The following is a 16,359-nucleotide window of genomic DNA, read 5'->3' as shown; positions in this document are numbered from 1 at the left end:
GTTAGTTTGTTCTTTGAATAAGTATGCTCTTCATTTTTTCAGAATGCTCTCGTATTTCAAAAACATTCCAAAATTCTTTCCGCATCATTAATTGTTGTTTAATACTTTCTATACTGTCTTTGTTTTTATAATGCTCTTTTTTAGCAGTAGGCATATAATTACTCAGCTTAGAGTTTTTACTTCGGCTAATTAAACACAAATTACCGAAATTATCTAAGGTATTCTTTTCTATTTTTTCTTGGCCTTCTAAAGGGTTTTGCGGATAATAATGCTCTACAGAAGTACGGAAAGAAAAAATAAAATCTGAAAATTCTTTTTTCTCACTATGCTGGTCTTTTTTCCACAGTAAATAATCTAATCGATTAAAAATGAAGTTTTCAACTTGTGTTCCCTGATTTAATTTATTTAATGCAAGATCTTTAGTCTCGTTTGTAGGAATACCATTGTTTGTATAAATGATTTCATAATAATCTAATTCATTATGAGCTAAAAAACGATCATATAAAAAGGCATCACTTAACTTTTCTAAGTATTGTATATATGCTTCGTCAGATAAAACCTCCTGATTTAGTAAGTAATTTAAGGAAGCATTTAACCAGTGTTTGTATATTAATGTGGGTGCAGATACATGAAACATAGATAATAACATTAAAATTTTTTTGTTTAAACCGTTTAAGTCGTTATCAAATTCATTTCCAAAGCTGTTTAAATATCTAGGTTTTTTATCAACACCTTTAAGGTATTTAAGACTCCATTTATCATTTTTTAAATTACGCTTGATAATATATTTGTCATAAAAGAACTTTCCTTTTAAAAGGAGAAATGCAAAGTCTTCTACAAATTCTTTTTTAGGTTGTTCATCTAATCTTAAAAAATACTCAAACGTATCTAATAAACGCTTGTCATCTAAAGGAATATTTTTGTCAAAAGTAGTATATGCGTCATATTGGTTTACTAATATTCTTAGAATATGTAGTAAGAAGTTAGAGAAATTAATTACAGAATTAAAGCGTTCAGGAGAGTCTTCTTCGTTTTTGTTTTGGAAATCTACTGTATAGGTAGATTTTAATAGCTCTTGAATACTAAGTTCATCTTGATTAATGTTGTCTTCTTCATTTTTGAAACAGCTTAGTATCTCGTTAAAATTAGTTGCTTTTAAATTATTCCAATCACCACCAAATAGTTCAACACGATCGTTAGGTTTAAAACCATATTGTACATACTTTTCCATATTAGCACAAGCTTCCCAAATACTATTAAAAGCTTTTGTTGCTTTTTTATCGTCTTTAAAAACTTTTAACATTTTTGCTTTTAACACTTCGTGCTTTTCTAATTGCTCACCACGATTATTCATAATCTCAAAATAATGATTTAAATCTGTATCATGAGGTACTGGTACTCTTAATAGAATTACTTTGTCTTTTAAATAAGTTACAAATTTTTTTAAATGATTGTTAGCCTTTAATTTGTTTAATTGATTGGTTGTTGTTGTGTAAGCGTCTGTAATTCTTGTGTTTAAATCTTTTTCTGATTTGTTGATATCTTCATTTTTAGTTTTATTATAAATGTGTTCTAATGTTTTTGAAGACATTGGTCTACTATCAAAATGAAGATTAGTTTTATAATTATCAATATTTATATCAAATTCATTTTTTAATACAGATAGTAAAATGTTAAGTGTTGTTAAACGTTGTTGTCCATCAATAGTCTCATAAATAATACTACCGTCAATTGCTTTTCGTTCAAAAACAACTAAACTTCCTATATAATAATTTTGAGAATTCGTATTCTCATTAATAGCATAATCATAAATGTCTTGAATTAATTGACTCACTTGAGCTTCTTTCCAAGCGTAGTTTCGTTGATATACAGGAATAGTGTATTTATTATTAGAAAATACTTCTTGAATATTTAACTGATCTAATTTACTTTCCATTATAATATTTTAATTCGGTAAACATTTCATTGATGCTGCTTGTTTTAGAAGACTTTATAGTATCAATGTTTTCAATAAATATTTGATATACTTCTTTTGGTTGTATGGCATCTCTAATTACCCAAAAAATACTGTTCCAATGTATTGCATAATTATCAACTGAAGCTAATTGAACAGAATGATGGTTTAAACGTAAACTATAGGACCAAATAAATAATTTTATAAGAACTCTGTCTAAATCTTGGTTTCCAAATTTATCGGTATAATAGAGTAAAGCACAATCAAATAATGTTCTTACGTATTGGTCACCCGATCTTTTACGCCCCTCGTAGCTAGCTAATGTTTTAAATATTTTAAAAGAAGTACAGTTTGTTAAATTGATGTCTAAAAAATTAAGTTTTTTTAAAAAATCATTTTCATCAATTTCCCATGTGTTATTGTCTTTTTTAACCCACTTTATTTTGTGTGTTTGTTTGATATTATTAATCTTTTCTTGGTAAAAAGCTATCATTTCAAAAAAGCGTTGTCCGTTTATAACAACCTGATCTATTTGAAAAGGATATTTTTTTTTATTGTTATCTACCTTTCTATGTATATGTTGATTATACTCATTAGTAAAAATATTATTGATCTTTAGAGGGTATATATAAGGAAAGTCAGGAGTTTTATTTAAACTAATACCTTTAAAAATAGCGGCATTAGCTTTGTTTAAATACCTACCAGGTTTCCGTTTAGACCATTTTCTAATCCTAAATAGATACTGACTAAAAACTTCATTTAAATCATCATCATTTTTATTTTCCCAATCTTGTATACATTGTTGCCTTTCTTTTTCAGAAAGCTCCCCCATTTCTCTTAAATGAAAAGCTTTTAATAAATCATGGGGTGCTAAATCTTTACCTCGTGCATTTTGAGAATCAAAAAATTGAAAGGCTTCAGAGATACTGGTTAGTGTAATGCATACTAATTCACATTTAGTAAAGAAAAAACGTATTTCATCTTCTGTGAAATTCCTTACTTCTCTTTCAATTTCGTTAAAGTTAGTGACTATGTTTTTTTTAGAAATACTATTATTAACTGAATTGTTTATTAAAGTTAGCGCTGTGTTTTTCCCATATTTAAAAGCAAATTCTTTTGTTTTTTCATTAGTGCATAAGACATATGCGATAAGTGATAGTGTTATTAAACGTTGTTGTCCATCAACAACATTCAGTTTATCATCTTCTAAATGTAAAACTGCAGTTCCAATTCTATATGCTGATTTATTTTGATGTAAAACGATATCTTCAATTAATTGCTTTACATGTTTTACTTGCCATTTATATGGTCGTTGATATTCAGGAATATTCAGTTTTTGAATAAATAATAAATCATTTAGTTTTTTAATTTCAGGTCTTAAAGAATTGTTTTTACGTTCTATTTCTTCTTTATCTCTCCTAATAGGGTATTGATTACTTATCGATATTTGCGATTCTAAAGTATTATGCATATAAATACTCATTTAATTCTTTAATAATTTCAGCAGTTTCATTTTTAAAAACTTTATCTAATCTTTTTAACCCGCCATCTACACTAAAAGGAGGTTTATTTAAATCTTCTAGAGTAATAATAGTTTCTTTTTGTAATTGCGCTTCTATTTTAGCTAACCATTTTAATTGAATTTGATTCCAGTTATGTGTGGTTTTAAGCTTAGTAACTGCATTAGAAATACGTTCTTTATGACTTATTAAATTTTCACCTAAAGCGGATGTACGTATATGTGCAATGATATCGGCAATTATTTCAGTATTGGTTACTTCTTTATAGGCAGTATTTAGTTTGTTTTTATTAAATCCTTCAGTATCCAATATTAAGCGGAGTTCTTTTAGATCTTTTCTTGTAAGTGAACTTGGTTTAGTACATACGATATTTAATGCTGTAATTTTGTTTCTATTATTGGTAACAAATTCTGTAAAGGATTCAATATAATCTATAGGTTTTAAACTTTTGTCGTAAGCTCTAGTAACTTCTTCTACTTTATCTTCATGGTTACTATACAAGGTAGTATAGTTAATTCCTCTTCCCTTTTCTCTATCTAAAAATTCCCATAAATGACTATGTTCTTCTATGGCTTTATCTAAGTTTTGTAAATCAATACTTTTTAATTTCTGAGCAAAGTCTCTTACAGTAGGCTCACCAGCTAATGTTTGAAATTGTTCTTTTTGCTGTTCACTAAAGCTAGATACTTTACGTTGTATTTTTGCAATAATTCGGTCTAATTTAGCTTCTTTAGAATATTCATCTTCAATAACAGCTATTTCTTCAATTAAATTAGCAAAGGTTTTTGTAACTAATGGAGCAACAGGCTTCATAACTTGCTCTTTAGCCATAATTTCACTCACACCAACACAATCGTAAATTTTAAATACCTCTTTACCAATATCATCGCAACGTCTTGTTGCTCTACCAATCATTTGATCGTACAAAATACGTGAGTTTACACGACGTAAGAACACTAAATTTGAAATGTTAGGAACATCGATACCTGTAGTTAATAAATCTACAGTAACTACAATACTAGGGTATTGGTCGTTTTTAAATTTACGTAATAGGTCTTCTCTGTTATAAACATCACCAGTAATTTTAACAATTGCATTAGCATCTACAGCTTCACCTAACTCAGCATACTCTTCATATAGTAGTTTTACAATAGTATCTGCATGAGCATTTGTGGCAGCAAAAATTAAGGTTTTATCTTTGTTCTCTGGTAAAATACCATAGGTTGAAATTAATTCATTTAAGATAACTCGGTTAAAATTTTCAGTAATTACTTTTCGATTAAAACCAGTTATTTCTACTTTGATTTCATCTTCGGTTACTCCAATATCTTTAATTTGATTCTCTTCTGGGTCGTAAATTTTTACTTCGTCTCCTTTGTTCCACACAATACCTTCTTTAGATAATGTAGTTTGAAAAACGTACGGTGGTTCAAAATCTATTAAGTATCCTTCTACTACAGCTTTTCTATACGAATAGGTAAAAACAGGATTTCCAAAAATTTCTTTAGTATGTAGAGCAGGTGTAGCTGTTAATCCAATACGATAAGCATCAAAATAATCTAATACCATACGGTATTTACTTTGAAAATCTAACTGATCACGAAGTAAAACTTCTTCATAATCCATTTCTTTATCTAAAGTATAGCCTCTATGGGCTTCATCTACCACAATACAATCGTAATCTCCTACACTAGGAGGAGTATCTGAATACGCAATACGTTGTACCATACTTTGTACGGTAGCAAAATGAATTTTAGTGTCTAATTCTGCAGTTTTATCTTTTAGGTCTTGTAAGTCGTAGATCTGGGCAAAAGTTTGTAAGCCTTCTACATGAACTTCTTTAAAAGCATCAGAGGCTTGTTTACCTAGCATGCGTCTATCTACCAAAAATAAAATTCTTCTAAAACATCCCGATTTTATTAAACGATAACACATACCAATCATAGTACGTGTTTTACCTGTACCAGTAGCCATAGCTAATAAAGCACGTTTTTCTTCAGTGTCTGAAAGAATTTTGTTCTCTACTGCTTTAATAGCATCAATTTGATAAGTTCTTAAACTTAACCCATTAGGGTCAGATAATAAATCGTAATCGGTGTTTTTAAGTTTTTCAATACCTTTATTTTCGTCATAGTTTAATTTTTCTATTAAATCTCTTGGTGAAAACCAATTGGGTAGTGGTTTAGCAATGTTTTTTTGATCTCGAGCATCCCAAAACCAAATCCCTGAAGCTGTTTTAAATTGCTCTAAATAGGGTTTACCATTGGTTGAAAATAAAAAAGGAACTTTATAATTATTGCTATTTGTGTGTTCTGGGAAATTAATGTTGTTAGTAATACTAATAACTTCACTATAATGTTTGGCTTGTTGTAAATCGCTCATTACGTTTTTAATATGCTTTTTAGCTTCAACAATTCCTATTAATTTTAAACCGTTAAATAAAGCATAATCTGCCCATTTAGTTCCACATTTCCATTCGGCAATAGCTATTTTTCTTCCTTTTTGAGGAAGTGTTTTTTTTGTTTTAGAATTTAATGTTTGTGTGTCACATTCCCATCCTGCGTCACGCAATTGCTTGTCTATACGATCTCTAGTTTCTGCTTCTGTTTCTTCTGTTTTACGAGCTTTAGTATAGGCGCGTTCTTTTCGTTGTTCTTTTGCTTCGGCAGATAGCTGGGTTTGTTCTTTTATTTTTTGTTTATAATTATAAACTTCGTTTTTTAACAGTTCTATTTGCTGTTCTAACTCAGTTGCTCTTGAATCTTCATTAGTAAACCAAGATTCTTGAGGGATTTCATAATCACTATAAACATCTTCATTTTCATATACTTCGATAAACCATTTAGTTAAATAATAAGCTTGTCTAAGCATATAACGAGCTTCAGCTTGTGTGCCTTCTCCAGAATGTGAAGCTTTATTTCCAGATTTTCGAATGGTATGAAAAATAGAAATTACTTCTAAAGGGGTATCAGATTTATTAGCTAATAAAGCTAATCTGCTAATTTGTTTCTTATCGTAAGGCTCTTCTAATTGTTCAAAGTCAATTAAAATACTAGCCAGTTTTTCGGTTAATATTCTAAGTTTTGATAGGGTTGTGCTTGGGTCTATGTAACAATTTCGTTCCGCTAATACAACTAGTTGAAATAGATTAAGATAGTTCTCTTTTAAAAAATTAAAGTTAGTTTTCATATTCAATAGCTGTTTTTTTGTTCGCAAACATTTTACCTGTAGGCTAGTACTAGGAGAAAAGAAATTTCTTGGGAACTCAAGATCAATTTTTAAAGACTAAAGTACTAAAATGTATTAATATATAATTATGGATTTCTAGAATTATATAAATATAGATCTTATATAAAAAAGTTAGTAGCAATCACATTTATAATTCATAATATATTTATGAAATTGGTTGGCATAAGATTTGGGTTTACCATAACATCCGTTTTTAAAATAGTTCTTTTTTAACTATTTGTTCAGCAATCTGACTTTTTATTTCTCTAGCTTTTATTATCTCTAAGATATTAAAGCTTGTTTTCATAAGGTTTTAAAGGATGAGTAGTTAATATACTTTTTTTAATTTTTGTTAGCTTTTCAGTTTTGCTTATGTAGTAGTGATTTTGATTGGATTCGGACGTAGTCGAATCTACTATAATTACAGTTATATAATGTTATACCTTGTTTTTAATATCATATTCAGAGTAAGTTATATTTCTTTTAAATTTATTTTCAGTTGCTGTGTGTAAGATGTTTCCATTTCCATCTTTTTAGAAAAATAAATTATCAACTTTATTGTCTTTGACTTCATTCCTGATGATTTTATATTTATAGTTGATTTTTCCGTATCAGTAATCTACTATTGTTCCAATCGATAACTTTTCGATACAAATGTTAAATTCCTTTTTTAGAATTTTCGATAATCTCTGTAATTTGACTCTTTATTGGATTCAAGAATAGGGATAGAAAAAAGCTACCCAAAGTAAAGATTACTGTGAAAGTAACAGCAACATCGTATTCACTGTAATCAGGCAAAAAACTGATAAAAGGTTTTTCTAAAGAAGCAAGGTTTTGCCACCAATGTCCAATTCCAAAGAAACATACTCCTAAAATCAATCCAATAAATATCCTTTTTGAATAATTAACAGTTTTTTTTGATGTATTTATTTTTCTTTTTTTACTTTTTGGAAGCGGTGGTGGTATTTTGCTCAAAAAAGCTTTTAATTCATCTATACCTTTTGCTTCTGTCCAATCGTTCAAGCCTTCTGTCCAAATTAATGTATCAAAAGAAATTTCAAACTCCCTTAATTCTTCAATTGAAAAAGGACCTTTCTTTTCATTATTTTCAATGATATAATATTTTTTCATAGTTCAGTTCTTAAATTGGGGATAATGGTCTTAGCTATTATTTTTCCATTATAACAATTACCTTAGTAAAAATACAAGGATTTTCTGATTAGGAAAATCTCTATAATAGATTATATCGATTGTTTGCTAACGTTAAATCTTTTTTAGGTTTTCTGTTCTAGATTTTTCTTTCAATTCATTTTTTCTTTTTTTTAAATATTTTTCAGACAAACAATATTCTATTTTAGCATTTTCTACTAATGAAGAATTTCCTTTCTGTTCACCAATATTAAACTTAATAAGAAAATTTTCAAATTCCCAGACTTTTATTTGATTGGGATTATGATAATCTTCAGATTTTGTTGGTTCACCATATTTTGATTTATATAAATCATACAATTTGTTAACTTCACTTTTATCGGAGCTATAGAAATACATGAAATATTGCTTCTCTCTCCAATTATTTGGTTTCCTCCAATTTCCAATATTGATTTCTATTTTAGATAATTCGTCATTTTCAAATTTGAAATTTAAAGATGTTTTTATCTTTTGGCCCTCGAAATTCATTATATGCTTGTAGGCGTCTTCGTTATCATATGATTCCCAATTGATAACTTTATTCTTTTTTAGAGTGTATTTGACTTTAGTAAATTCATTTTTTTTCATTCCTAATTTAAAGTCAAGAAAATGCTTTTCATTTTTATCGCTTGTGCATGACACTAATTGAAAAATAAATAATAGGTAGTATATGTTTTTCATTTTCATAATGTTTGTCAACGGTCTCGTATAACCGTCAGTTATAGATTTTAAGTTATTACTTTTCGGTTAAGCAAGGATATTAGTAATTCCGAGTGGATTTGGACATAGTTGAATTCGTCGTAATTACGGTTTTACATTGTTGTAACTAGTTTTATTTCATAAATAACATAATCGTAAATCCAATTAAACAAATTATAATAGGAAGTAAGAGACAACCTTTTACATCGTTATTTTTTTTAAAACCCAAATAAATAAAAACTATAGGAAGAATTATAGGAGCAATCAATTCTGCAATAAATCCAGAAAAAAACTTTGAAATAGAAAAGCGATTTTTTAGATGTCTATTATATGCTGTTTCAATAACAAAATCATTCTCTGTAATCATTGGTGAAAGAATCATAATTACTAAAATTATAATTCCAACAATCCCTGAAAATTTTAATAATTTGTTTCCAATTGTATTAACTTTTTTAGTAGTTTCTTTTGCTATCTCTTTCGTGTTTTTTGTTATGTTTTCTACTGTTTTGCTATTAGAAACTTCTTTTTGTATTACAGAAATACCTGTTTTAACCTTACCTATTGATTTGTCAATTTTATTTTCAGATTTGTCTATCGGAATTTCTTTTCCGCAATTTTTACAAAATTTAAAATCTGGTGAAACTTTTGTTCCGCAATCAGTACAGAAACTTGATTTGTTTTCTTTTGGTTTAAATTTATCAAATGAGATTTTACAAGATGGACAAAACTTATAAGAATCTTTAACTTCAAAATTACAGTTAGGACAATTTTTCATTATTTTTTTCGTGCTGATTAGTTAAATTGATTACAACAGTTTGGTGTAACGGTCAGTTATGGGGTAATTTTCGTTTTAGCACTGACGTTAGTAATTCCGAGTGGATTCAGACGTAGTCGAATCCGCCGTAATTGTGGTTATATATTATTTATGCCTTAATTTCCACTTACTTTTTCTAAAAATAGACTATCTTCTTTTGTCATTCCACTCCATTTATGAGTATAGTAGTCTTTTGAGAATAAATTTTCATTAATTTTATCTGAGTAGTTTTCTTCAAAATACTCAATTAAGTTTTCATAAGTTGATAACTTATTTTTAAAGTCTGTATCTGAATAAAATACTGAGTTAATATTCTGATAATATTCTTTTGGAGCATCTTCTTTTTTGAATACACCTATAACTAATTCTTCTAAGTCACCACAATTTTTTATTATTATTTCATTTTCTGATATTAGTATGTCATTAAAAAAATCTGAAATATTATAATTCGTTTCACTTGTATTTTCTCTTATTGCACCAATAATAAATGGAATTGTTAAACCGTATTTATCGTCTTCAATACACCAAACTTGAATTAGTTTTTTCCAGTATTCTTGAGTTTCTGTCATTAGATTTTGATTGAAAAATGTTCTCCTATTTTATATTCATTTTTGTAAAATAAGATCTCATTAAAAGTCAAGATAATATTTTTTTTATCAGTATTTTTAAGTACTACTTTAAACCTAATATGTTTATATCCTAATTTTTCATATTCCCAATTTGGTTCAAGAACTTTGTATATTCTATAATCATTTAGGTTAATACCCTTTTTATGAAAAGCGTTTAATTGTTCTTTAAACCATTTGTTAGTTATATCTGCATATGTTTTTTCAGTTGTATTAATATCTTGTTCTATAAAAAGGTCTATTGGGACAAGGCATTGTTTAAAAGATTCTTTATCATTTTGTTTTAAGGAGAGTATTGCTTTTTGTGCAAGTAACTTTGGAGAAGTAGTCTTATTAAAATTCTGGCTATAACTAATTAAAGTAGTCAGTAAAAGAATGATAGTTAATATGTTTTTCATTATTTCTTTTATAATGTAGTAAAACGGTCTAATATAAGAATAGTGGCGGACTTTTACGCACTAACAGACCTTTTTTATATTTACTTACTTTCGTTTTAGCGATTAACCCGCTATTATTTTTATACAATGTTGTACACTGGCTTTTTTATTCAGCTTGGTTTTCAGCGTTGGCAAAGACATACTCTTTTGCAATTTTGGCTTTGTGTATGGCTGTAGCGAATTGCAAATGTGTATGGCTTTTAGCGTTGGCTTATTTAACTATTTCTAAAATCCGTACATATTTATCCAGGTTACCAATCTTAACAGTATCTCCTACAGCTTTCCCTTTTAAAGCTACTCCCAATGGTGACTTAATGTTAATCTTTTGAATTCCATTTGATTTTATTGGACTATTAGAAGTTTGCTCTACAAGTTGAACTTTTAAATCTTTATCAATATTTAAATACTTAACTTTCACTTTGTTGTTTAGTTTTACAGTCTCTTTAAAAAGTTCTGTTTGAACTCTGTCGTTTTTTGAAACAGCTTCTATTGTTTCTTTTAAATCTTTTCTCAATGAAGGTGATACATTGGCTATCTCATTTTCAATTACAGTAATATTATCGGTAAAAGCAAGACTTGTTTTTGATTTGTCTTCAAAAATTGATGGATTACTATTTTCAATATTATTAATGAAATCAACTAATTTTTGAGTTTCTTTTTTGGGATTTCTCCACCAATTTGTACTCCAAATTCTGTGAAAAAAGAAACCGTGTCTCTCCAATATTTTTTGCCTATGTCTGTCGTGTAAATATGCTTCTTGACTTGAATGATAAGCTGCACCATCACATTCAATCGCAATTTTTGGAATACCAACTTTTTTAGTGTCGTAAACCAAATCAATTCTAAAGCCTGCAAATTGTAATTGAGGAATTATTTTTTCCTCATCAAAATGTTCAGTTAATGCCTCATATACTTCTTCTTCAAAAGGCGATTCTAAATCGCTATTAAAGTTGTCTATTGTTGTTTTGTTTGATGAGTTTTCTGCTAATGCGTTTAAAACCGAAAGTCTTGATTCAGCATCTTGTTCACTAACTGCTTTGGCATATGCTAAATATGCATAAAATGCACCTTTTCTATTATTTGAGCCTTCTGACAATAAATGTTCTTTATAATTTAAGAAAACCTCTTGTGGAATTGAGGAACAAACATAAACCTTATATTTTGCTCTAGTTACAATTACGTTTAGCAATTTGTAACCTTTTTGATGATTTATAGAACCAAAACGTTGATTGAATTTTCCTTCTTTATTAATGCCATAAGTTGTTGAAAGAATTATTACGTCTCTTTCGTCACCTTGTATATTTTCTAAGTTCTTTACAAAAAATCCATTTTCTTCAAGTTCAAGTATTTTATCGTTAAATTCTTTGAAACGTTCAAACTTTCTTCGCTCGTTAATTTTACTAAGAACAAGATTTCTTTGGGTTATGTTGAATGTTGCAACTCCAACAGTTGGATATTCTCCATTAGGTAATCTTGAAATATTATTTTCAATGATTGACAATATAGTTTCTGCTTCCGAATCGTTTGAAGTGTTAGAATAAGTACCATTTACATTAATATATTTTATTGGAACGTAGTCAAAATCATTTGGAAGCGGTTTAAGTCTTTGATTATAAAAAGCATAATTCGAGTAATCAATCAAATAAGGATGACGCGAACGATAGTGAAAATCTAAATGTCTTTTATCAAAGCCAAGTTCAGAAGCAAAATCTAATAACGACTCACAATCTAATAACGAATTACTAGCATCACTTTTAATTCTGTCTATCTCATCTTCAAATTCGTCTTCGTCATCAATTGTACCGTCAAAAATTTTGCTGAAATAGTTTGAAGGTGGCATTTGGTGTTCATCACCTGCAATGACAATTTGTTTACCTTTTAGTAAGGCTGGAAGGTTATCTTCAAGCTTTAATTGACTTGCTTCATCAAACATTACAATGTCAAAATATTTGTTTTTCCCTTTAAAAAGATTACTTGCAACATCTGGTGTTGTTAAGATTATAGGAAAAAACGTAGTAAATAATTCAATATCCAACTTCACGATTTCTCGTAAGGAAAGCCTTTTATGTTTTTTACTAGCTCTTTTGTTATAAAGGTTTTCTACAGCAATATTTGGATTGTTAATATCAAAATTTCTTGTTGCATCAATTTGTTTTGAAAACCAATATTCTCTTATGTATTTAATTTGTTCTTTTTCGAGTTGTGATAATGATTGAGTTAATTCAATATGGTCTTTATCATCGGTTGGTAAATCTATATTAGCAGAATTTACAAGCAAAGAGTTTAAATAATAAATCAAAAATGTTTTACGCCAATTTTCTTTTGATGATAGTTTGTCAATTATATTTTTCTTTTCTTGAGAAAGTGAGTTGTAATACTGAAACCATTTAAATTCTATCGAAAAAAGGTCATTTTCATTGTTGAAAAAGGTTTCCTTGGACGCAATTATTGACCTTATGCTGGATAAGAGTAATTTATGATTTGAATCATCCAAAGTTAGTTTTGTCCAACTTTGCTCATCAATTATTTCTTTCAGGGATTGAAGACTAGATTGTATCGAAACTAATGTCTCAGGGTTATAGTCTTTGTTTTCTAAATTTAAAAGATTTAAGTTGTCATATTCGTCTTCAATTTTGTCTTGAAAACCACTTTTCAATCTTTCAATTTCCTTGATATATTCATTTATAGTTGATTCTCTATTTGCAATAGATGTAGAATTTGAGATTGACTTAAAATCATTGCAGTTTGTTGTTCTATCGATTAAGCTATCGAAATATGAATTGATAAGTTCTTGGTCATTAAGTGTTTCTTTTTTTGATTTTGAGAAGACAGAGGTGGCTTTAAAAAAGAAACCGTTTGTCTTGTCTTCATTGTAAAAATCATCTGCTGAACTGTATTTTGAAAAGATATTATTTAGTTCACCAATAATCGATTTTACCTCGTTTTCTTGGTGATTCAGTTGTTCTTTTCTTATATCGTAATACTCTTGCTCATACTTCGAGAGAAGCTGCTCAATTGATTCAATTTCCCTTTTGTAATTGTTGAAATCATCATTAATATCTTGTTCAATAATGAAAGGATTGTCTCCAACTAATTTTGAAGAGTTAAGAAATGATAAATTCTTAACCGGTTTATAATCTTTATGTAGGTTCTGTCCTTTTCTAATTAATTCAAGTAGTTCGTTGAGTTCTGATGATTCATACGAAAAGGTGTCTTTGCCTAAATCAAGGTTATAATCCTCTGAATTATCTTTTAATTCAGATAGAAGTGAACCGACAATATTTGTCCAATTCTTATTACCGATTAAGTTTTCTCCTAATTTTTTATGCCTTTTGTTTATGGCATCGATTAGAGATTTTGACTTGTTTATAATGTTATCTAATGTCTCTTTTGAATGCGTGTATCTATATCTTCGATATGCAGAATTATCAACTCTATCTCTAACAGAATCAACAGCTTTACGCCTGTCTTTTACAATGTCTTTGATTAATATTGTCTGATAGTTCAATCCTTTTTCGTTCAAAGCATTGTAAAGAACTTCTAATGCTGTTCTTTTTTCACAAACAACGATAGTTTTCTTTTTGTTTTCTAGAGCATTTACAAGAATAGCGGTAAGTGATTGGCTTTTTCCTGTCCCTGGTGGACCTTGAATTAGAATATTTCTTGAAGAATTTAGCGAATGTAAAATACCTTGTTGTGAAGGGTCTGTTTCTACAGAGGATATTGGCTGGAAAGAATGTTCTTCCATATCTTCAAGGTCAATTTCAGTTCCTTTTAGTTCTAAAAGATTTCCGTAATCATTGATAATGTTTTGCTTTTGTACCTCAAATATTGAAAATAAACCACCAAAATCAATAAAGGAATTATTAGATGTTAATGGCAATTTTTCGTAGTGTTTCTTATCTGAAATTGGTTTTATTTCATCCAATTTCTTTTCAAATGTTTCTCTAAGGTCACTTGGTGTTGAAGTGTTAATGGATTCTATAAGATTAACACAAATTTCTAAAAGCTCGTTTCTGTCTATTAAACCATCATCCGTATATTCACTCGAAACTTGGTCGATTTCGATTTTAGAATCGCTTTGTAAATGGTTAATTAAAACTTCGTTGATGTAAATTGGGTCTTCATCATTTCTCAGAATTTCCCAAGTATTAAAATCCTTTGTTCTTTTGATTCGTAATGACCAAATTAGAATTGGTGCAACTGTTAATTTGTTGTCAGATTGGTCTCTACGCACAAGAATTGGGAAACCGAATCCAAAAGTATTTATTCCTTTCTCCGATTCAATTGCATCTGTTTGATTGATAAGGTTTTCGAATGATTTTGTAATCCTTACTAACTGTGTTTGGTCTTCTTCGAACAAGGAATTTAAGTCTGGAACGTTGTTTTTCCAACTTACTTTAAATTTTAATGGTAGCTCAGAAAGTAAAGCATTGATAAAATTTTGAGGAAGGTTTTCGTCAATGTGAGAAAGTCTGGTTATGTCAAATTTATATCTTGAACGTCCTGTAATTGCATTTAGGTGAACACCTCTTCGGCTACCAACTTTAAGTCGGTTTTGTAATTCGGTTAGTAGCTTTTCGGTTATCTCCATATTCTATGTTTGTTTTTCCGATTAAAATACGCTCTTTATTTTAATTTCAAGTACGGTTTTTCTCAATTCATTTAAGCGTTGGCAAAAAATAGCTCTTTTGGTTTTTTAAGTGTTGGCTTTTGTGTCGGCAAAAACCAAATGTGCTGTTTGTGCGGCTGGTTTCACAGCTTGTGTACAACGTTTTATATACAAACAAAAAGTTTGTTTATCTGGTTAATATTTCGTGATAAGAGAGTTTCTACCTAGACTTCCCCTTATTTAGTTATTACTAACTTAGTATATTCTTTATTAAATAAATAAAAATACAAGACTACTTATCCCATCAATGTTTGATTTAATTTGAGTATTAGAGTCTAGCAATTTTTGTATATCAATAAAAGAAGTTAAACATAGCAAGTTAACTGGCATAAATTTAAAAAATATAATTCTATTATTATATAAATATAGAATAAAAAACATCTTCTTTTGATGGTAAGGAGAGTTTAGTTTTTAATGAAGTTGTTTGATTTTCTTTTTTTATATTTAAAACTGCATGAGTTTAATGTGCTAATATTTGTGAGACATTTGGTTTTTTCTATGTGATTGAGCTATGAAGCTAGTTAGGTTCAAGTGATTTCAAAAAATTATTTGTTTAAAAATTCTAATCTTTCTTTTTCTGCTACTAGTTCTGCTAAATCACTTTCTCTAATTTGTTCCTCTGTTATTTTAGAAACATCACTCCAATGTTTTGTTTCATAGTTTAGAAGAAGTGTTTTTAAATTTTTACGAATATTTTTCAATTCAGGGATTTCTTTAGATAAGATACGTAATCGATGGTTTGCAATTTTGGCTCTATGGAAGTCAAGCTCATTATTTAACTCTCCTTTCTCTAAAAAAGGAGTTATATCATATGGTAGTAATTCTTTTAAGTCCATTTTATGTATAATTTAGAAGTTACAAGTTAGTAAGGCTTTGGTAAAATTTCAAAGTATTTAATATAATATCTCTGTTGATTTCTAAATTTTGGTGTTTTAGAGCTATAAATTCAAGTGTAACAGCTTTATATTTATAGGAATTTGATAACACATCTCTATATTCTTCTATTTCTTTGTCAAGTATTTTGTGTTCAGTGAATAGTTCTGGTAATGAAAATTCATTAATTAGTTTGTAAATATTGTCCATAATTTTTTATAAAAGTAAAGCGTGGAACTGAATCTCATCGGTTTTAGGGGTCTCGCCAGAAACCTTTCCTCCAAATAAGAACAGCCCACGCAGTACGTGGGCGTCTTAACTTTGATATTGGAGGATTTAATAACCTGG

10 protein-coding genes are annotated in these 16,359 nt (G+C 28.6%); all 10 read right to left on the bottom strand.

Translation table 11 applies throughout. The annotated features are described in order from the left end of the window. Position 1 precedes the first annotated feature (1 nt). The 10 genes from WH52_RS07235 to WH52_RS07190 all read right to left on the bottom strand — a co-directional run bounded on the left by WH52_RS07235 (position 2) and on the right by WH52_RS07190 (position 15,974). A complete protein-coding gene (locus WH52_RS07235) occupies positions 2-1,936 on the bottom strand; it encodes a GmrSD restriction endonuclease domain-containing protein (protein ID WP_086030259.1) in 1,935 nt (644 codons plus the stop codon). Beyond that, positions 1,926-3,425 carry a DUF262 domain-containing protein gene (locus WH52_RS07230; protein ID WP_158091358.1) on the bottom strand — a complete coding sequence of 500 codons (1,500 nt, stop codon included), beginning with the start codon at positions 3,423-3,425 and terminating at the stop codon, positions 1,926-1,928. Before WH52_RS07230 ends, WH52_RS07235 begins: the two co-directional genes overlap by 11 nt. Beyond that, on the bottom strand, positions 3,418-6,663 hold the full coding sequence (hsdR, locus tag WH52_RS07225) for a type I restriction-modification system endonuclease (protein WP_086030257.1): 3,246 nt from the start codon (positions 6,661-6,663) through the stop codon (positions 3,418-3,420). The genes WH52_RS07230 and hsdR overlap by 8 nt, the downstream gene beginning before the upstream one ends. 696 nt (positions 6,664-7,359) lie before the next feature. After that, positions 7,360-7,833, bottom strand: a complete 474-nt coding sequence (locus WH52_RS07220; RefSeq protein WP_086030256.1) for a DUF4339 domain-containing protein — start codon at positions 7,831-7,833, stop codon at positions 7,360-7,362. A 132-nt stretch (positions 7,834-7,965) separates the two neighbouring features. After that, on the bottom strand, positions 7,966-8,571 hold the full coding sequence (locus WH52_RS07215; RefSeq protein WP_143592096.1) for a hypothetical protein: 606 nt from the start codon (positions 8,569-8,571) through the stop codon (positions 7,966-7,968). Between the two features lie 151 nt (positions 8,572-8,722). Next, the gene (locus WH52_RS07210; RefSeq protein WP_086030254.1) at positions 8,723-9,364 is read right to left on the bottom strand and encodes a zinc ribbon domain-containing protein; all 642 of its coding nucleotides are present in this window, start codon (positions 9,362-9,364) and stop codon (positions 8,723-8,725) included. A 155-nt stretch (positions 9,365-9,519) separates the two neighbouring features. Then, positions 9,520-9,972, bottom strand: a complete 453-nt coding sequence (locus tag WH52_RS07205; RefSeq protein ID WP_086030253.1) for a hypothetical protein — start codon at positions 9,970-9,972, stop codon at positions 9,520-9,522. Further along, positions 9,972-10,427, bottom strand: coding sequence for a hypothetical protein (locus tag WH52_RS07200; protein ID WP_086030252.1), 456 nt, complete (start codon positions 10,425-10,427; stop codon positions 9,972-9,974). The genes WH52_RS07205 and WH52_RS07200 overlap by 1 nt, the downstream gene beginning before the upstream one ends. Before the next feature lie 250 nt (positions 10,428-10,677). Next, positions 10,678-15,060 (bottom strand): AAA domain-containing protein, encoded by a 4,383-nt coding sequence (locus WH52_RS07195; RefSeq protein ID WP_086030251.1) that lies wholly within the window; start codon positions 15,058-15,060, stop codon positions 10,678-10,680. A gap of 623 nt (positions 15,061-15,683) precedes the next feature. Further along, entirely contained in the window at positions 15,684-15,974 is a 291-nt protein-coding gene (locus WH52_RS07190; RefSeq protein WP_086030250.1) for a hypothetical protein, read from the bottom strand. Positions 15,975-16,359 lie beyond the last annotated feature (385 nt).

This window comes from Tenacibaculum holothuriorum (assembly GCF_002120225.1).
Classification (GTDB): domain Bacteria; phylum Bacteroidota; class Bacteroidia; order Flavobacteriales; family Flavobacteriaceae; genus Polaribacter; species Polaribacter holothuriorum.
This window is presented reverse-complemented; position numbering and strand designations above follow the sequence as displayed.